Below are 17,002 nucleotides of genomic sequence, written 5' to 3'. Positions count from 1 at the left end.
TGTAGTCGCTGTAAGTAGTGTTGGTGTTGTTAGTGGTAGTAGTGGTGGTAGCAGTACCGCCCGTTCTCACGCATCAGCCATACGCGTGGGCCACAGGCAAAAAAAGGCGGCTGTCCTTACGGGCAGTCGCCTTTTCCATTTGCATCTACTACATCATCTGCGAGCGCTCAGTTCAGCAACCGGCCTCCGGTCGCATCACCAGGAGCGTGGCTTGCCTGCATGCCGGGCAGGCAAGCCGCGATCACGCGGCGTGTTGCGCCTGACCGTCCTGCGGCGCACGCCAGCGCGCCAGCAAGTCTCGCCACTTCACGCGCACGCCCTTCAGGTTGTTTTCCTTCACGTGTCCGTAGCCACGGATACCGTCGGGCAGATTCGCCAGTTCGACCGCAAGAGCATGTTTCTGCACGCTCAGGCCGCCGATCAGCTCCTTCACCAGCCCTTCATACTCGCCGATCAGCGCGCGCTCAGTGCGGCGCTCTTCGGTCTTGCCGAACACGTCAAACGCCGTGCCGCGCAGGAACTTGAGCTTCGCGAGCACGCGCATGGCGCTGAGGATCCATGGCCCGTACTTCTTCTTGATCAGATGGCCGTGGGCATCCTTCTTCGAGAAGGCAGGCGGCGCGAGGTGGATGTTGACCTTCCAGTCACCCTCGAAACTCGCCTTCAGCTTCTCCATGAAGGCCGGATCGGCATACAGGCGTGCGACCTCATACTCGTCCTTGTAGGCCATCAGCTTGTGGAGGTTCTTCGCCACCGCCTCGGTCAACGGCAACTGGCCGTCGCCCACATCGAGCGCCGATTCGGCCACCCGCACCTGCGCCACCAGTTCGCGATAGCGTGCCGCGTAAGCCTCGTCTTGCCATGCGGTCAGATAATCGGCGCGCTTGTCGATCAGCGTGTCGAGTGCCTTCGGCGTGTGCAGCGAGATGATCTTGCTGCTGGCGGTTTCCGTTGCCGCGGTGCGGCCTTGCGACTGGGCGATCTTGCGCACGGCTGCGAGGTCGTGCGCTGCGCGGCGGCCCCATTCGAAGGCCGCGAGGTTCTTCTCGACCTGCACCGCATTCAGTTCGATCGCCCGCATCAGCGATTCGTAGGTCAGCGGCACCCAGCCCTTTTGCCACGCATAACCCAGCACGAACGGGTTCGTGTAAATCGCGTCGCCGAGCAGCGCGACGGCGAAATGGTTGGCGTCGATGGCGTCGACTCCTGTTTCGCCCGCGCCTGCACGCACGTCAGCCTCCGCATCGGCACCCGGGAATTGCCAGTTCGGGTTCTTGATGAACGCAGCGGTCGGCGTGTGGGCGCTGTTCAGCACCACGCGCGTGCGGCCCACCTGCATCCGCGAGACGCATTCGTCGCTGGCAGTGACGATCGCGTCGCAGCCGATCACGAGGCTCGCTTCGCCCATGGCGATGCGGGTCGCGTGGATGTCGGCCGGTTGGTTCGCGATCTGCACGTGGCTCATCACGGCGCCACCCTTCTGCGCGAGGCCTGTGACGTCCAGCACCGTCACACCCTTGCTCTCGAGGTGCGCGGCCATACCCAGCAGCGCGCCGATCGTCACGACACCCGTACCGCCCACGCCTGTCACGAGCACGCCGTAAGGCCGCTCAATCGACGGCAGATCCGGCGTCGGCACCGGTGGCATCGCGTCACCGCTCGCGCCTGACGACGCCTTGGGCTTCTTCAACTGTCCGCCTTCGACCGAAACGAAGCTCGGGCAGAAGCCGTTCGCGCACGAGAAGTCCTTGTTGCAGGTCGACTGGTTGATCTGGCGCTTGGTGCCGTACTCGGTATCGAGCGGCTCGACCGACAGGCAGTTCGACTTCACCGAGCAGTCGCCGCAGCCTTCGCAGACGGCTTCGTTGATCACGACGCGGCGCGCCGGATCCGGATAGGTGCCGCGTTTGCGACGGCGGCGCTTTTCGGTCGCGCAGGTCTGGTCGTAGATCAGGATCGAGGTGCCGGCGATCTCGCGCAGCTCGCGCTGCACCTCGTCGAGCTGGTCGCGATGATGAATCGTGATGCCCGGCGCGAGGCCGACGTTGGCGTGGTACTTCTCCGGCTCGTCGGTGACGATCACGATCTTCGCGGCGCCTTCCGCAGCGAGCTGATGCGTGATCTGTGGCACGGTCAGCACGCCATCGACCGGCTGGCCGCCCGTCATGGCAACCGCGTCGTTATACAGGATCTTGTAGGTGATGTTCGCCTTCGACGCGATCGCTGCGCGGATCGCGAGCAGCCCCGAGTGGAAGTAGGTGCCGTCGCCAAGGTTGGCGAACACGTGCTTGTCGTTGGTGAACGGCGCCTGGCCGATCCACGCCACGCCTTCGCCGCCCATCTGGCTGAAGGTGCTGGTGCTGCGGTCCATCCACACCGTCATATAGTGACAGCCGATCCCGGCCATGGCTCGCGAGCCTTCCGGCACGTTGGTCGAGGTGTTGTGCGGGCAGCCGGAGCAGAACCACGGCTTGCGTTCGACTTCGACGCGCGGCCGGGCCAGCGCCTTTTCCTTCGCTTCGATCACCGCAATGCGGGTGGCAATGCGCGCACGCACATCGGCGGGCAGGTCGAACTTTTCCAGACGCGTGGCGATGGCCTTGGCGATAATCGCCGGCGAGAGTTCATAGTGCGCCGGCAGTAGCCAGTTGCCCATCGGCACCGACCATTCGCCGCCTGCGCCGTCCTTCTCGTCGAACTTGCCGAACACGCGCGGACGTTGAGCGTCCGGCCAGTTGTACAGCTCTTCCTTGATCGCGTACTCGAGGATCTGGCGTTTTTCTTCGACCACCAGAATTTCTTCGAGGCCACGCGCGAAAGCATGTGCGCCTTGCGCTTCGAGCGGCCACACGCAGCCCACCTTGTACAGGCGAATGCCGACGCGCGAGCAGGTGTCGTCGTCGAGGCCGAGGTCGGTGAGCGCCTGACGTACGTCGAGATAGGCCTTACCGGCCGTCATGATGCCGAAGCGCGCCTCTTGCGAATCGATCTCCACGCGGTCGAGCTTGTTGGCGCGCACGTAGGCGAGCGCGGCGTACCACTTGTAGTCGAGCAGGCGCGCTTCCTGAACCAGCGGCGGATCGGGCCAGCGGATATTCAGGCCGCCTTCCGGCATGGTGAAGTCTTCCGGCAGGACGATTTTCGTGCGGTGCGGATCGATATCCACCGAAGCGGACGATTCGACCACATCGGTCACGCACTTCATCGCGACCCACAGGCCGGAATAGCGGCTCATGGCCCAGCCGTGCAAACCGAAGTCGAGGTATTCCTGGACGTTCGACGGAAACAGCACCGGCAGGCCACAAGCCTTGAACATATGCTCGGACTGGTGCGCGAGCGTCGAGGACTTGGCTGCATGGTCGTCGCCGGCGAGCACGAGCACGCCGCCGTGTTGCGCCGAACCGGCCGAATTGCCGTGCTTCAGCACGTCACCCGAGCGATCGACGCCGGGGCCTTTGCCGTACCACATCGAGAACACGCCGTCGTATTTGGCGTTCGGATACAGGTTGACCTGCTGCGAACCCCAGACGGCGGTAGCGGCGAGGTCTTCATTGACGCCGGGCTGGAACACGACCTGGTGTGCGGCGAGATGCTGCTTCGCCTTCCACAGCGACTGGTCGAGACCACCCAGCGGAGACCCGCGATAGCCGGAAATGAAACCAGCGGTATTGAGCCCTGCGGCTTTGTCACGTTCCTGCTGCAACATCGGCAGACGCACGAGGGCCTGTATGCCGCTCATGTAAGCGCGGCCGCGTTCGAGCGTGTATTTGTCGTCGAGCGTGACGGAATTGAGCGCGGCTTCGAGCGAGGCTCGTTGACCAGCGTCTAGCGGGGCATTCATTTGTCTGTACTCCTCCAGCCTGTTTGGGATCGCCAAAGCTTGTTGGCCTCGACATCTTGTGAATGCTCCGGCCGGGGTCGACATCTTGACTTGTTTTAAAGGATGGTAGCACTGGGAGAAACCCGCCGCATGGCATCAAAAATGCTCTCGTGCCGCCCGCATCGCGGACGGCCAGCGACACGCTGATGACAGAAGAACGCTCAATTGAAGTATTTTCACGGCATCATGTAACAAGCTGTAAAAGCTTCAAAGTTGCGGAACCGCTCTTGAAAAGCCTGTCTAACCACCCACCTGTGCACGTGTCTGCGCAACGCTCCGCGGTTGGTGGAGCTTCATGACAAACAGGCAGTCAGAAAAGGAGTACGCATGAACACTAGAAATATCCAGACCTTCCTGATGGTCTCGGCCGCATTCTTTGCGATGAGCGGACCGGTGCGCTCGGGCAGTGCGAGTACGCTCGCCAACGCGGTCGCTCTTACGGCGAAAGTCGCGCCGGCACGCATCGCTGCAGAGCGCGTCGCGCCCTCGAGCGAAGCCGACGAGGAAGAGCGGCTTTCCTGATGAGTCGCCCGGGCGATTCGTCGATCTGATTTTTGCCGGCGCCTGAAGCCAGGCGGCGGCTGAAACAACAAAGGGCGGGGATCTTGCGATCCCCGCCCTTTTCTTATGCTGCGGTGCGGTTACGCCGCAGTGGCGTTACGCCTTGTCCTGCACCACGCCGCGGCGAATCTGATCCAGCTCGATCGATTCGAACAGCGCCTTGAAGTTGCCTTCGCCAAAGCCCTGATTGCCCTTGCGCTGAATGATCTCGAAGAAGATCGGGCCAATCTGGTTCTCGGTGAAAATCTGCAGCAACAGATCCTCGGGCGCGCCGTCGATCAGGATCTTGCGCTTGCGCAGTTCCTCGAGCGGTTCGCCGTGGTTCGGCACGCGGCGATTGACCAGCTCGTAGTAGGTGTCGATCGTGTCGAGCAGCGCAATGTTCGATGCGCGCAGGCCGTCGACCGTGCCATAGATGTCGTTGCTGCCGAGCGCGATATGCTGGATGCCTTCGCCATGGTACGCGTCGAGGTATTCCTGGATCTGGCCGGAGGTCTCCGAACCTTCTTCGTTGATCGGAATACGGATCTTGCCGCACGGCGAGGTCATCGCCTTCGACTTCACGCCCGTCACCTTGCCTTCAATGTCGAAGTAGCGCACTTCACGGAAGTTGAACAGACGCTCGTAGAACTCCGCCCATTCCTGCATGCGGCCACGGTGGACGTTGTGTGTCAGGTGGTCGATATAGGTGAGGCCGTGGCCGACCGGGTTCGGGTTGGCGCCGGGAATCGGCACGAAGTCGACGTCATAGATGCCGATGTCGCCAATGCTGTTCGGCTCCGCGCCGTTCTTGCCGCGCCAGCGGTCCACGAAGTAGATCAGCGAATCGCCGATGCCCTTGATCGCCGGAATGTTCAGCTCCATCGGGCCGGTCTTGTTGTCGAAGCCCCACGCGCCTTTTTCAAGTGCCTGCTTGTAAGCCTTGGCTGCGTCTTGCACGCGGAAAGCAATGGCGCAGATCGACGGGCCGTGCAGGCGCGCAAAGCGTTGCGCGAACGAGTCCGGTTCGCCATTGACGATGAAGTTGATCTCGCCCTGGCGATACAGCGTCACGTCCTTGTGACGATGGCGAGCAATCGCGGTGAAGCCCATCTGTTCGAACAGCTTGCCGAGTGCCTTGGGATCCGGCGCGGTGTATTCGATGAACTCGAAGCCGTCAGTGCCGACGGGGTTATCCCAGGTTTGAACCTGCATGCCTGTCTCCTTATGTGGGGGGGCGCGGACTGCGCAATGGAATGTCGCCAGTGTAAAGGCCCGCCGGCGGAGAAAACTTGCGAACTTAATCATGCTTGATTACGCTGGCGCTATTTCATAGCTCAAATAACGACTGAGGCGGCAGAAAATGGCCAATATCGAGATGGATGCGATCGACCGGCGGATTCTCACCATTCTGCAGGAGAACGGCAGGCTGTCGAATCAGGAGATTGCGGAGCGCGTGAACCTGTCGCCAAGCCCGTGTTTGCGGCGGATTCGCCGGCTGGAGGAGAGCGGTGTGATCCGTGGCTATGTCGCGTTGCTCGACGCACAGCGGCTCGGCCTCGATCTGCTCGCGTATGTGAATGTGCGGCTGGAGAAGCGCGGCGGACCGGCAATCGGCCCACGCGGCGACGGCACCCCGGTACGCGCAGGCACGACACACGCGGATCTGTTCCGCGCCGCGGTGCAGACCTGGCCGGAGGTGGTGGCCTGCCACGCGATGACGGGGGACATGGATTACCTGCTGCGTGTGCAGGTGGAGGACATGGCGCACTTTTCGCGCTTTGTGCAGGATCATCTGCTGCACCATCCCTCGGTGATCGACGTGAAGACGAGCTTTTCGCTCGTGACGGTCAAGGAGACGACTGCGCTGCCTATCTTGTGAGCGGGGAATGCGGTGATGGCAGTGGATCAACGGGGACCCTTGCCGGCCGAGGCGGTTCGGCAATGACAAGTGACTCGCAAGCAGCAAACCTGGCGGCACAATAGCAAAAGGGCGGCTGAGCCGCCCTTTTGCTTGTCCCTTGAGGGCGCCGCTCAAGCCATTCAGGCTGCGACGGCTGCTGGCAGGAACGATTCGAACATCTTCGAAGCCTGACGCGCCTGACGCTTCAACGCATAGTCGAACACGGCGGCTTGCTCCTGCAGCATTTCGGCAATGATGCTCGACTGGTCGGCAGGCGGCAGTGTCAGATAGGCGTCGGCCTCACCATACGCGTACTCGATCTTCATGCCCGCCTTCTTCGCGATGTGCATCATCGTGGAGTTGCGCGACAGGCAGTGCATGTAGAGCATCGTCACATGCGTGTTGCGGCTGCGAATCGCGGCGCGCTCGAACAGCTTGCTGCCGATACCCTGGCCGCGCACGCTCTCCAGCACCGACACGCCGAACTCGGCGGTGCGCTTGTCGCCTTCAGCGGGGAGGTAGGCCAGGTGGCCCACGCCAACCAGTTGCAACTGGTTGTCGAAGACGCCGAATACGGTGTCACGCGTGAAGTCGATAGAGCGGACGTAGTTCTCGATCACATGGTTCGGCACGATCTGGCCGAAACGCAGCAGGCGGTCGTCTTCACCCAGCGCGAGAAAGTGGGTGAGCAGGCGTTCGCGGTCGACAGCGGTGAGTTCCCGCACCAGAGCATGCGCGCGACCGCCAGCCGGCATCAGGCGATCCGGTGCGACGATCGGCTCAGCGGCGCGAGTAGTGGGCGTGGTCATGGTTGGGTTCTCCTATTCATCGGGCGGCATGGTGCACCGCAGAACCGATTTTAGCCGAAACGCCATCCCATAACTAGGGAAAACCCGTATGTCGATTCGACGGTCTGTTCTATTTTGTTGCGAACCTATTTTTATCTATTTGATTATAAGTAAGTATTTGCTTTGCATAAGCGGCATCGGGCGTTGTGGTTGAGTGGCAACTATTTCGTCTGATGAATGTTGCTCTGCAATATCCGGGTGCCCCAAAAGCGCTATTCAGCCGCCCTAAGTCCATGGTCGACCATCTCGACCACCTGTTCGGCAAATTCCCGATAGCCCATCTTGCCGCCGGGTTTCAGCCATGTGAACGTCCAGTTGATCATGCCGAACACCATCATCGTCAGCGCGGTCTGATTTTCGCGGGTGGCGCGCTCGGGATAGGCGCGCGTCAACTGGCGTGCGAATGCCGCGACCACGTCGCGCTGACGGTTCAGGATGATCTCGCGCTGCGTGTCGACAAGGTATTTCACGTCGTTTAGCAGCGCGACGTGCCGGCTGTGCGAGTTTTCGTATTCGGAGAGGAACGCGCGGATCAGCTCGGCAAAGGTCTCGCGTTCGGTCAGCCCGCGCCGTTGGCTCGAGCCTTCTACTTCCGCGATGATCAGCATTAGCCGCTTGGTGTAGCGGTCGAGCAGGTCAAACAGGATCGCTTCCTTGCTCTCGTAGTAGTGGTAGAGGCGCGCCTTCGAGGTGCCGCTGGCGGCGGCCAGATCGGCCATCGAGGTGCTCGGATAGCTCGTCTGCGCGAACTTGGCGGCGGCCAGTTCGAGGATCTGGTCGCGCTGGGTTTCGTGGTCGGGGGCTCGGGTGCGGGCCATGTTGTTTCGGAGGTTTAGCTAGGGCAGGTGGAAAGGGCTGCGCGCAGTTCCAGCGCGCGCCATCCGGAGGCGTCGCCGCGCAGGCTTACGCGTCCACTCGCGGCGAGTTCGCGGAAACGCCAGAGCACGATGCTGTCGCTGACCAGGAAGCCGAGTTCGGTGCTCATCAGCTGAGCGCCGATGCGGGAGGCGGGCTGCCAGGCGTCGCCCGCCTGTTCGAGGATCAGCGCATCCAGATCGCCGAAAGCGCCGCTCGTGAAGGTGTTGTCACGCCAGCGGCGGGTTTCGCCGTTTGCCTGTTTGACTTCCTGCCATTCGAGCGCGAGCCGGCTGATGCGTAGCACCGAGATGGGCGCGACGTCCGGCAGCCGCGCTTGCAGGACTTCGGGCGCGAACATGCCGACGGAGGTGGCCTGGTCTGCCCGGCTGTGAGCAAAGGCGCCGGGATCGGTGAGGTCGCGGATCGACAGGCGGACTTCGTTCAGGCGCTGCGGGCTGTTGCGCAGGTGGTAGCAGGCCCGGCGCAGCGTCAACTGGTCGGACGCGCTTTCACCGTGCCACAGGACAACCTGGGTGGTGTCGGCTGCAATCTGCTCCAGCGCCGCCGCTTCTTCACCGAATTCGCGCAGGAAATTGCGGGGGGCGCCTTCGCGTTGGGCGCCGTCCATCACGCGTTGCCAGAACTCGGCGCGCACCTCGGGCGTATCGTCGACGCCGCGCAGCGGGCCGACTGCAAGGTCGTCGCGCAGCGCTTGCACGCGCTCGTCACGTCCGGCGCTTTGCAGGGCGGTTCGCAGGGAGTCGGCGGCGACATCGCCGTTAGTCAGGTGGATCGTGCTCATCAGCAGTTCGCAGGCAAATCAATCACAAAAAGGGCCGCCCGACGACCGGAACCGGATCCCGATCGCGAGCGGCCCCTAGTGTAAGCGGATCGCGGGTGAGCTGAAAGCGCTCAGGTGCGCATCTTCGAAGATGATTGCGCGTAGGCGGCTAGCGTTCGTCGTAGCTGACCACTACCCGGTCGCTGACCGGATGGCACTGGCAGGTCAGAACGAAACCGTCGCGGATTTCGTGCTCTTCCAGCGTGTAGTTCTTCTCCATCCGCACTTCGCCCTCGAGCACTTTGGCACGGCAGGTGCAGCACACGCCGCCCTTGCACGCGTACGGCAGCGCGAGCCCGGCCTTCAGGCCGACATCGAGCACGCTCACGCCCTGGTAGGGCAGGCGCAGCTTGCGCTTCTTGCCGTCGAGCACGATCTCGAGGTCCGCCGCCGGGGTATTTTCTGTGATCTCGACCGGCGGAACCCCGGCCTGCGGCAACGGTGAGCCGAAGCGTTCGACGTGAATCTTGTCCTGCGTGAGGCCCGCCGCCTTTAGCGCGGCCTCGGCGGCGTCCATCATTGGTGCGGGACCGCAGATGAAGGCTTCGTCGATAGCCTCGGCCGGCACCAGGTTCTCGATGAAGTCCGCGCACTTTTGCTGATCCAGCACGCCGTTGAACAACTCCACATCCTGCAGATCGTCCGAGAGCACGTGGTACAGAACGAACCGGTTCATGAAGCGGTTCTTCAGGTCTTCCAGTTCTTCGGCGAACATGATCTGGTCGACGCTACGGTTGCCGTAGACCAGCGTAAACGTGCTGCGCGGCTCGACTTCGAGCGTGGTCTTGATGATCGCGAGCACCGGCGTGATGCCCGAGCCGCCGGAAAAGGCAAGGTATTGCTGGCCCTGTTCCGCGTTCAGGTGCGTGAAAAAACGGCCATCGGGCGTCATCACGTCGATCGTATGACCGGGTTGCAGGGTGTCGAAGGCGAAGTTCGAAAAGCGGCCGCCCCGCACGCGCTTGATGCCGATGCGCAGTTCGCCGTCGCGGTCGTAATCGGTGACGCCGACGCAGATCGAGTACGAACGTCGCGTCTCCTCGCCGTCGATGTGCGTCTTCAGCGTGACGAACTGGCCTTGCGTGAAGCGATAAAGCTCGCGCAGTTCGACAGGCACTTCGAAGGCGACCGAGACCGCGTCGGCGGTCTCGGGCCGGACTTCGCGGATACGCAGGGGATGAAATTGCGGGGTGGCCATATCAGTATGGTTTGAAATAGTCGAAGGGTTCGCGGCAATCGATGCAGCGGTACAGCGCCTTGCAGGCGGTCGAGCCGAACTGCGCGAGACGTTCCGTGTGAGCGGAGCCGCAGCGCGGACAGGTTGGCGCGGGCAGCGCCTTGGGGACGAAGCGGATCACTTTCTCGCCGGGCGCCTCGCTCGCGCAATTGCCGGTTGGCGGGGCGATGCCGTAGGCGCGCAGCTTGTCGCGCGCCTCGGCGGTCATCCAGTCGGTGGTCCAGGCGGGCGCGAGCACGGTGGCGACACGGTACGGCGTGAGCTTGGCGACTTCCAGCGCGTGGGCCACGTCTTCGGCGATTTGCGACATGGCCGGGCAGCCGGAGTAGGTCGGCGTGATGACGACCTCGAGCACGCCGTCAGCAGCACGGCGCACGTCGCGCAGAATGCCGAGTTCGCGAATCGACACCACCGGAATCTCCGGGTCGGGCACCGTTTCGAGCACAGTCCATGCGCGCTCCAGCACAGGGTCCAGCGTGTCGGCGAGGTTTGCGGTCGAGGTCATCGTCTTGCTCCGTGCGGGGCTTACCAGCTTGCGCCGGGATGTTGCCGCGCGAGGCTCTGCATCTCAGCCAGCACGTAGCCCATGTGTTCGGAGTGCTCGCCATGCTTGCCGGTCGTGATGTGCTTCACCGGTTCGGGCGGGGTGAGCGTGGCTTCGCTTAGCGCGGCGCGCACGTCTTCCTCCCAGGCGGCCTGCAGATCGGCCGTCAGCGGGCCGATGCCGGCTGCTGCAATGGCTTCTTCAACCGCGTCGACGCTGAAGAACTCGCGCGTGTACGGCATCAGATAGTCGAGCGCGTCTTGCGCGCGGCGATGCGATTCTTCCGTGCCGTCGCCAAGGCGGATTAGCCATTCGCCGGCGTGATGCACGTGGTAGCGCGTCTCCTTGATCGACTTCGCGGCAATTGCTGCGAGTTGCGCGTCGGTCGAGGCGCTGAGCGCTGTCCACAGATGTGCCATCAGCGTCGAATACAGGAAATTGCGCACGATCGTGACCGCGTAGTCCTTATCGGCATGGGCAGTGCCCGCTAACGGTCCGTAATGCGGCAGTTCCGCGAGCGTGTAGTTGGCGAACTCGCGCTCGGTGCGAAAGTATGCGTAGTCGTCCTCGCTCTTGCTGGCGCCGGTGAGCGCGTGCTCGAGCGTCGCGGCGTGCGTGTACAGGAGGCGCGCCTGGCCGATCAGGTCGAGGCTCATGTTGGCGAGCGCGATGTCCTCTTCGAGGATCGGGCCGTGACCGCACCACTCGGCATTGCGCTGACCGAGGATCAGGGCGGTGTCCGCGAGGCGCAGCACGTAGGAAAGGTGTTGGGGCGTGATGTCCATGACGCGCTTACATGTGGTTGACTTCGTCGGGGAGCGTGTAGAACGTCGGATGGCGGTAAATCTTGTCGCCGGCCGGTTCAAACAGCTCCGCCTTGTCCTGCGGGTCGGACGCGGTGATCGCCGAGGACGGCACCACCCAGATGCTCACGCCTTCCTGGCGGCGCGTGTACACGTCGCGCGCCATGCGCAGGGCCATCGGCGCGTCGGCCGCGTGCAGGCTGCCGCAGTGCTTATGGTCGAGCCCCTGCTTGCTGCGCACGAATACTTCCCAGATCGGCCATTCTTTGTTCATCGGCTTGTCCATTCTCGAATCTCCTGAATCCTTCGCTGCTTGTTTCTCTGCGGTTGCCCAGTGGGGCCGGCTTTTGCCAACTGCTACCGGGTACTGCCCGCATTGAGCTGATCGTCGCCGGGCTTACGCGGCGTGCTGTTGTGCGCGCTGGCGCTGCTTTTCCGCGTGGGCGAGCGCGGCCTCGCGTACCCAGGCGCCGTCGTTATGCGCCTTCACCCGGGTGGCAAGACGCTCGCGGTTGCACGGGCCGTCGCCGTTGACGACGCGCCAGAACTCTTCCCAGTCGATGTCGCCGTAGTCGTAGTGACCGCGCGCTTCGTTCCATTTCAGGTCCGCATCCGGCAGCGTCACGCCGAGGAGCTTGGCCTGGTCGACCGTAGCGTCGACGAACTTCTGGCGCAGGTCATCGTTGGAGATGCGCTTGATGCCCCATTTTGACGACTGATTGCTGTGGATCGAATCCTTGTCGCTCGGGCCGAACATCATCAACACCGGCCACCACCAGCGGTTCACCGCCTGCTGGACCATCTCGCGCTGCGCTTCGGTGCCGTTCATCATCGACAGCAGCGCGTCGAAACCCTGGCGCTGGTGGAACGACTCTTCCTTGCAGATGCGGATCATTGCCCGGGCGTACGGGCCATAGGTGCAGCGGCACAGCGGGATCTGGTTCATGATCGCGGCGCCGTCGACCAGCCAGCCGATCACGCCGACATCCGCCCACGTGGGCGTCGGATAATTGAAAATGCTCGAATATTTGGCTTTGCCGGCGTGCAGGGCGTCGATCAGTTGATCGCGCGACACCGCGAGCGTTTCTGCTGCGCTATATAGATAGAGGCCGTGGCCCGCTTCATCCTGGACCTTGGCCAGCAGAATGGCCTTGCGCTTCAGGCTTGGGGCGCGGGTGATCCAGTTGCCTTCGGGCAGCATGCCGACGATTTCCGAGTGCGCGTGCTGCGAGATCTGCCGCACCAGCGTCTTGCGGTAGGCGTCGGGCATCCAGTCCTGCGGCTCGATTTTGCCGTCTGCGTCCATGACTGCGTCGAAACGCGCCTGCTCAGGCGAGCCGCCGGCCGCGTCCAGTGGCGCAACGTTGCCGGGAATGTCGAGGGATTGCGTGTACATGGCGAACGCTCTCGTCCGAAGTTGTCTGTGTTCGGCAGTATAAACCAACCGACCGGTCGGTTAATGATTTTTTTGAGAGTGGCTTAAGGTAGGTTCGGACGGCGCAAATAGGGTACGGTGGAGGTCGGCGCGGCGCGCGCCGGGTTGACTTAGACGCGAGGGCGGAGAGAAATGACGGAGCGGATCTATTTGCAGCATCCGGCGCGAGGAGAAACGGTCGAGGTGAGCACCGGTTTCAGTTGGGCTGCTTTTCTGCTGGGCTTTATCTGGGCGCTGATGAAGCGAATGTGGCTGGTTGCGCTGTTCATGCTGTCGGCGGATCTGGCGATTGGTCTGATTGGCTTCGCCGGGATGACGGCCGATGTGATCAGCCTGGTGCTTAGTATCGCGTTCGCGGTTTACTGCGGCATGAAAGCGAACCAGTGGTATCGCCGCGACCTGGAGCGCAAGGGCTACGTGATTGCGCCGCGCCCCTGAAAAGGGCTGCCTGATAGTGTTGTCTGGCCGCGAAATGGCGGCTGCAAGGCTGCCAATCTCAGACGTTGCTGCCCTGGCCCGCGGCAGAACCTATAAAATCGCGGATTGGCTGCGATTTTGCGCCTCCTGCATCCCCGGTCTCCATGTTACGTTTAAGCGAAATCAAACTCCCGCTCGATCACCCTGAAAGCGCTCTCGATGCCGCGGTTCTCGCGCGCCTCGCCGAGCTCGGGGTGGCGGCTGACGGGCTCGTCCGTTACACCGTGTTCCGCCGCGCGCACGATGCGCGCAAGCGCGCCGATATCAAGCTGACCTATATCGTCGATGTCGAGGTGAAGGACGAAGCGACGGTTTCGAAGCGCCTCGGCAGCGTGCCGCACTGCAGCGTGACGCCGGACATGGAGTATCGCTTTGTCGCCAAGGCGCCCAAGCACCCGACAGGACCGCGCCCGGTTGTGATCGGCATGGGCCCATGTGGCTTGTTCGCGGGGCTGATCCTCGCGCAGATGGGTTTCCGCCCCATTATTCTGGAACGCGGCAAGGCCGTGCGCGAGCGCACCAAGGACACCTTCGGCCTGTGGCGTAAGTCGGTGCTCAATCCCGAATCCAACGTACAGTTCGGCGAAGGCGGGGCCGGAACATTCTCCGACGGCAAGCTGTACAGCCAGATCAAGGATCCGCATCACTATGGCCGCAAGGTGCTTGACGAGTTTGTCAAGGCGGGCGCGCCGGAAGACATTCTTTACCTGAGCCGGCCGCATATCGGCACGTTCCGCCTGGTGAGCATGGTGGAGAAGATGCGTGCCACCATTCACGAGCTTGGCGGCGAAGTGCGCTTCGAGACGCGCGTCGAGGACATCGAGATCGAGAACGGCAAGGTGCGTGCGCTCCAGTTGTCCACTGGCGAGACGCTGCCGTGCGAGCACGTGGTGCTGGCGGTCGGCCACAGCGCGCGCGATACCTTCGAAATGCTGCACAAGCGCGGTGTCTATATAGAAGCGAAGCCGTTTTCGCTCGGCTTTCGCATCGAACACCCGCAAGGCCTGATCGATCGCAGCCGCTTTGGCAAGTTCGCAGGGCATAAGCAACTGGGCGCCGCCGACTATAAGGTGGTGCATCACTGTAGCAACGGGCGGGCGGTTTATAGCTTCTGCATGTGCCCAGGCGGAACCGTGGTGGCGGCGACCTCCGAGCCGGGCCGCGTGGTGACCAATGGCATGAGCCAGTACTCGCGCGCCGAGCGCAACGCCAATGCGGGCATCGTGGTCGGGATCACGCCGGAGGATTACCCCGGCGGGCCGCTTGCCGGCATCGCCTTCCAGCGCAAATGGGAAGAGCGCGCGTTCGAACTGGGCGGCAGCAATTACTGCGCGCCGGGGCAGCGGGTGGGCGACTTCATCGCCGGCCGGCCGTCCACCTCGCTCGGTTCGGTCGTGCCCTCGTATAAACCGGGCGTGCATCCCACCGATCTCAGTGCGGCGCTGCCCGACTATGTGATCGAAGCGATTCGCGAGGCGCTTCCGCAACTCGACCGCAAGATCGCGGGTTTCGCGATGGATGACGCGGTGTTGACGGGGGTGGAGACGCGCACCTCGTCGCCGATCCGGATCCGCCGCAAAGACGATTACCAGAGCATGAACGTGCAGGGCCTTTACCCGGCCGGTGAAGGCGCGGGCTATGCCGGCGGGATTTATTCTGCCGCGATCGACGGGATTGAGGTGGCGCAAGCCCTGGCGCTGAATCTTACGGCGGCAAGCGCTCAGTAGGGTGTAGTCTGGCGGGGGAGGGGTTGGTCGCGATGGGCGCCTTACGCCCGCCACCGGTCCCGATCGATCGGGCACAATGGGCGCTTTGCCTTTTGCCTACTCCCCGAATGACCCTCCGTACTCTGGCCGCCGCGTGCGGCGCCGCTCTGCTTGCCCAATTTGCCGTCACGCCGGCGGCGCTTGCCGCCGATACGCCCACGCACTGGGTTGCGACCTGGGCGACCGCGCTTCAGTCCATTCCCCAGCAGGCTAACCTGCCGCCGCTTTACCGTGCACCTGAGGTAGCTGGACGCACGGTCCGGCAGATCGTCTATCCCACTCTTTCCGGCAGCACTGTCCGGATTCACCTTAGTAATGAATATGGCAAGACGCCGCTGGTGATCCAGGAATTGCGGATTGCACGTTCGGCGGGTGGCGCGGCTGCGCAAGCGAACGGTGGGGCTAAGGTGACGTTCGGCGGCAAGGTGTCGGTGATCGTGCCGCCCGGCGGCGAACTGGATAGCGACGCGGTTGAGTTCGATATTGTCGCTGGCGCCCCGTATGCGATCAGTTCCTACATGGGGGCAGACCAGCGTTTGGTGGCGTGGCACCGCGTGTCGAATCAGGTCAACTATGTCTCACTCCCCGGCAATCATGCGGATGACGCGATGGGCGGCGCATTTGCACAGCGTTTTACCCAGTTCGCCTGGGTGACGGGGTTGTCGGTAGAGGCTCCGTCCGCTGCTGCGATTGCCGCGATTGGCGACTCGATCACCGATGGCATGCGCTCGAGCTTGAACGAGAATCACCGTTGGCCAGACGCTTTCGCACGCCGCCTTGCCCGCTCGGGGGACCGCTCTACCGCTGTCGTCAATCTGGGGATAAGTGGCAATCGCTTGCTTAGCGATTCCCCTTGCTATGGCGATGCGCTCGCGAAGCGTTTCGGCCGGGACGTGCTGGAGCGCCCGGGCGTGAAGACAGCGATCCTGCTGATCGGCATCAATGACATCAATTTCTCTTCGATGCCGCCGCGCGCTGGGCTGGATTGCGATTATCCGCACACAACGGTGAGCGCAGCCGACCTGATCGCAGGCTACAAGCGGGTGATCGCCGAGGCTCACCGGCATGGCGTGCGCGTGTTCGGTGCGACGCTCACCCCGGCTTCGTTGCCGCCGCAGCGCGAAAGCATCCGATCGGCAGTGAATCAATGGATCAGGATGGCTGGCGCGTTCGACGCCGTGGTGGATTTCGACGCGGCCCTGCGGGATCCGGCTCAGCCCGCGCGCCTGCAGCGCGGGTACGACAGCGGCGATCATATCCATCCGAGCGACGCAGGCTATGCCGCAATGGCTGAGGCGATTCCGCTTGATGCGGTAGCAAATTCGACTCGGAAGTGACTCGCCAAAAAAACATTTCCGTCAAACCCTTGTCATACGGCCGCGGTTCGCCTACTATTCGCCTCCTCGTTTGCGAACGAGCGCCGCTGCCGAAACCAGCGGCCGTAGCGTCAACAAGGTTTTAAGCGAAAGCGAAAAAATGTTGTTGACGAAACGAAAAAGATTCTTCATAATCTCGTTTCTCTGCTGCTGATGCAGCGACGCAAAACGAAGCGGTGCCGGGTAGGTGAAGTTGGTGCGGTTTCGGTGGTGAATGCGTAATCGATCTTTAAAAATTAACAGCCGATAAGTGTGGGCGCTTGATAGCGACGCGAGGTGGGTTCTTCGGAGCTTGCCGACAAGCGAAAGTATCAAGTCTCACACAGTAATGAAAGGAAGGTTTTCCTGTCTCTGGACAGGTTAATCATTCGTCAGTACGTTGAGTGAGCGACCGGTTGGTAAAACAACCGAAAACAGTAACAGGAATTGAACTGAAGAGTTTGATCCTGGCTCAGATTGAACGCTGGCGGCATGCCTTACACATGCAAGTCGAA

15 protein-coding genes and 1 rRNA gene are annotated in these 17,002 nt (G+C 62.5%); 6 read left to right on the top strand and 10 right to left on the bottom strand.

Translation table 11 applies throughout. The features are described from left to right. Positions 1-241 precede the first annotated feature (241 nt). Entirely contained in the window at positions 242-3,841 is a 3,600-nt protein-coding gene (locus BLQ92_RS35410) for an indolepyruvate ferredoxin oxidoreductase family protein (protein WP_090694510.1), read from the bottom strand. Positions 3,842-4,207: 366 nt separating this feature from the next. Here BLQ92_RS35410 and BLQ92_RS35405 point away from each other — a divergent pair, with 366 nt between their 5' ends. After that, a complete protein-coding gene (locus BLQ92_RS35405) occupies positions 4,208-4,402 on the top strand; it encodes a hypothetical protein (protein ID WP_090694506.1) in 195 nt (64 codons plus the stop codon). Positions 4,403-4,537: 135 nt separating this feature from the next. Here the strand turns inward: BLQ92_RS35405 and hppD are convergent, their stop codons facing one another. After that, complete coding sequence (hppD, locus tag BLQ92_RS35400; RefSeq protein WP_090694503.1) at positions 4,538-5,635, bottom strand: 4-hydroxyphenylpyruvate dioxygenase; 1,098 nt, start codon at positions 5,633-5,635, stop codon at positions 4,538-4,540. A gap of 148 nt (positions 5,636-5,783) precedes the next feature. Between hppD and BLQ92_RS35395 the strand changes: the two genes are divergently transcribed. Further along, complete coding sequence (locus BLQ92_RS35395; RefSeq protein WP_090694498.1) at positions 5,784-6,302, top strand: Lrp/AsnC family transcriptional regulator; 519 nt, start codon at positions 5,784-5,786, stop codon at positions 6,300-6,302. A gap of 161 nt (positions 6,303-6,463) precedes the next feature. Here BLQ92_RS35395 and BLQ92_RS35390 read toward each other — a convergent pair whose 3' ends face one another. The 8 genes from BLQ92_RS35390 to paaA all read right to left on the bottom strand — a co-directional run bounded on the left by BLQ92_RS35390 (position 6,464) and on the right by paaA (position 12,850). Further along, entirely contained in the window at positions 6,464-7,132 is a 669-nt protein-coding gene (locus tag BLQ92_RS35390) for a GNAT family N-acetyltransferase (RefSeq protein ID WP_090694494.1), read from the bottom strand. Between the two features lie 251 nt (positions 7,133-7,383). Beyond that, positions 7,384-7,989, bottom strand: a complete 606-nt coding sequence (locus BLQ92_RS35385) for a TetR/AcrR family transcriptional regulator (protein WP_090694490.1) — start codon at positions 7,987-7,989, stop codon at positions 7,384-7,386. 14 nt (positions 7,990-8,003) lie between these two features. Next, positions 8,004-8,831 (bottom strand): DUF1835 domain-containing protein, encoded by an 828-nt coding sequence (locus BLQ92_RS35380; RefSeq protein WP_090694486.1) that lies wholly within the window; start codon positions 8,829-8,831, stop codon positions 8,004-8,006. Positions 8,832-8,979: 148 nt separating this feature from the next. After that, positions 8,980-10,068: a 1,2-phenylacetyl-CoA epoxidase subunit PaaE gene (gene paaE / locus BLQ92_RS35375; protein ID WP_090694483.1), complete on the bottom strand. Its 1,089-nt coding sequence runs from the start codon at positions 10,066-10,068 to the stop codon at positions 8,980-8,982. Between the two features lies 1 nt (position 10,069). Then, a complete protein-coding gene (gene paaD / locus BLQ92_RS35370) occupies positions 10,070-10,612 on the bottom strand; it encodes a 1,2-phenylacetyl-CoA epoxidase subunit PaaD (protein WP_090694480.1) in 543 nt (180 codons plus the stop codon). 20 nt (positions 10,613-10,632) lie between these two features. After that, positions 10,633-11,436, bottom strand: coding sequence for a 1,2-phenylacetyl-CoA epoxidase subunit PaaC (gene paaC / locus BLQ92_RS35365; RefSeq protein ID WP_090694476.1), 804 nt, complete (start codon positions 11,434-11,436; stop codon positions 10,633-10,635). 7 nt (positions 11,437-11,443) lie between these two features. Next, on the bottom strand, positions 11,444-11,740 hold the full coding sequence (gene paaB, locus BLQ92_RS35360; protein WP_425194980.1) for a 1,2-phenylacetyl-CoA epoxidase subunit PaaB: 297 nt from the start codon (positions 11,738-11,740) through the stop codon (positions 11,444-11,446). Between the two features lie 111 nt (positions 11,741-11,851). Next, complete coding sequence (gene paaA, locus BLQ92_RS35355) at positions 11,852-12,850, bottom strand: 1,2-phenylacetyl-CoA epoxidase subunit PaaA (protein ID WP_090694474.1); 999 nt, start codon at positions 12,848-12,850, stop codon at positions 11,852-11,854. Positions 12,851-13,021: 171 nt separating this feature from the next. On the opposite strand from paaA, the gene BLQ92_RS35350 reads away from it, so the two are divergent. From BLQ92_RS35350 to BLQ92_RS35335, 4 genes are all read left to right on the top strand, one after another. Continuing rightward, positions 13,022-13,327 (top strand): DUF2628 domain-containing protein, encoded by a 306-nt coding sequence (locus BLQ92_RS35350; RefSeq protein WP_090694471.1) that lies wholly within the window; start codon positions 13,022-13,024, stop codon positions 13,325-13,327. A 143-nt stretch (positions 13,328-13,470) separates the two neighbouring features. Then, the gene (locus BLQ92_RS35345) at positions 13,471-15,093 is read left to right on the top strand and encodes an NAD(P)/FAD-dependent oxidoreductase (protein ID WP_090694468.1); all 1,623 of its coding nucleotides are present in this window, start codon (positions 13,471-13,473) and stop codon (positions 15,091-15,093) included. Positions 15,094-15,200: 107 nt separating this feature from the next. Beyond that, positions 15,201-16,469: an SGNH/GDSL hydrolase family protein gene (locus tag BLQ92_RS35340; RefSeq protein ID WP_090694465.1), complete on the top strand. Its 1,269-nt coding sequence runs from the start codon at positions 15,201-15,203 to the stop codon at positions 16,467-16,469. Between the two features lie 467 nt (positions 16,470-16,936). Continuing rightward, positions 16,937-17,002: ribosomal RNA gene (locus BLQ92_RS35335) — 16S ribosomal RNA — on the top strand; the annotation flags it as partial.

Source organism: Paraburkholderia phenazinium (genome assembly GCF_900100735.1).
Classification (GTDB): domain Bacteria; phylum Pseudomonadota; class Gammaproteobacteria; order Burkholderiales; family Burkholderiaceae; genus Paraburkholderia; species Paraburkholderia phenazinia.
This window is presented reverse-complemented; position numbering and strand designations above follow the sequence as displayed.

Excerpts from the sequence above, each read along its gene's own strand:
- BLQ92_RS35410 (WP_090694510.1), bottom strand. The coding sequence starts at position 3,841 with ATGAATGCCCCGCTAGACGCTGGTCAACGAGCCTCGCTCGAAGCCGCG.
- BLQ92_RS35405 (WP_090694506.1), top strand. The coding sequence starts at position 4,208 with ATGAACACTAGAAATATCCAGACCTTCCTGATGGTCTCGGCCGCATTC.
- hppD (WP_090694503.1), bottom strand. The coding sequence starts at position 5,635 with ATGCAGGTTCAAACCTGGGATAACCCCGTCGGCACTGACGGCTTCGAG.
- BLQ92_RS35395 (WP_090694498.1), top strand. The coding sequence starts at position 5,784 with ATGGCCAATATCGAGATGGATGCGATCGACCGGCGGATTCTCACCATT.
- BLQ92_RS35390 (WP_090694494.1), bottom strand. The coding sequence starts at position 7,132 with ATGACCACGCCCACTACTCGCGCCGCTGAGCCGATCGTCGCACCGGAT.
- BLQ92_RS35385 (WP_090694490.1), bottom strand. The coding sequence starts at position 7,989 with ATGGCCCGCACCCGAGCCCCCGACCACGAAACCCAGCGCGACCAGATC.
- BLQ92_RS35380 (WP_090694486.1), bottom strand. The coding sequence starts at position 8,831 with ATGAGCACGATCCACCTGACTAACGGCGATGTCGCCGCCGACTCCCTG.
- paaE (WP_090694483.1), bottom strand. The coding sequence starts at position 10,068 with ATGGCCACCCCGCAATTTCATCCCCTGCGTATCCGCGAAGTCCGGCCC.
- paaD (WP_090694480.1), bottom strand. The coding sequence starts at position 10,612 with ATGACCTCGACCGCAAACCTCGCCGACACGCTGGACCCTGTGCTGGAG.
- paaC (WP_090694476.1), bottom strand. The coding sequence starts at position 11,436 with ATGGACATCACGCCCCAACACCTTTCCTACGTGCTGCGCCTCGCGGAC.
- paaB (WP_425194980.1), bottom strand. The coding sequence starts at position 11,740 with ATGGACAAGCCGATGAACAAAGAATGGCCGATCTGGGAAGTATTCGTG.
- paaA (WP_090694474.1), bottom strand. The coding sequence starts at position 12,850 with ATGTACACGCAATCCCTCGACATTCCCGGCAACGTTGCGCCACTGGAC.
- BLQ92_RS35350 (WP_090694471.1), top strand. The coding sequence starts at position 13,022 with ATGACGGAGCGGATCTATTTGCAGCATCCGGCGCGAGGAGAAACGGTC.
- BLQ92_RS35345 (WP_090694468.1), top strand. The coding sequence starts at position 13,471 with ATGTTACGTTTAAGCGAAATCAAACTCCCGCTCGATCACCCTGAAAGC.
- BLQ92_RS35340 (WP_090694465.1), top strand. The coding sequence starts at position 15,201 with ATGACCCTCCGTACTCTGGCCGCCGCGTGCGGCGCCGCTCTGCTTGCC.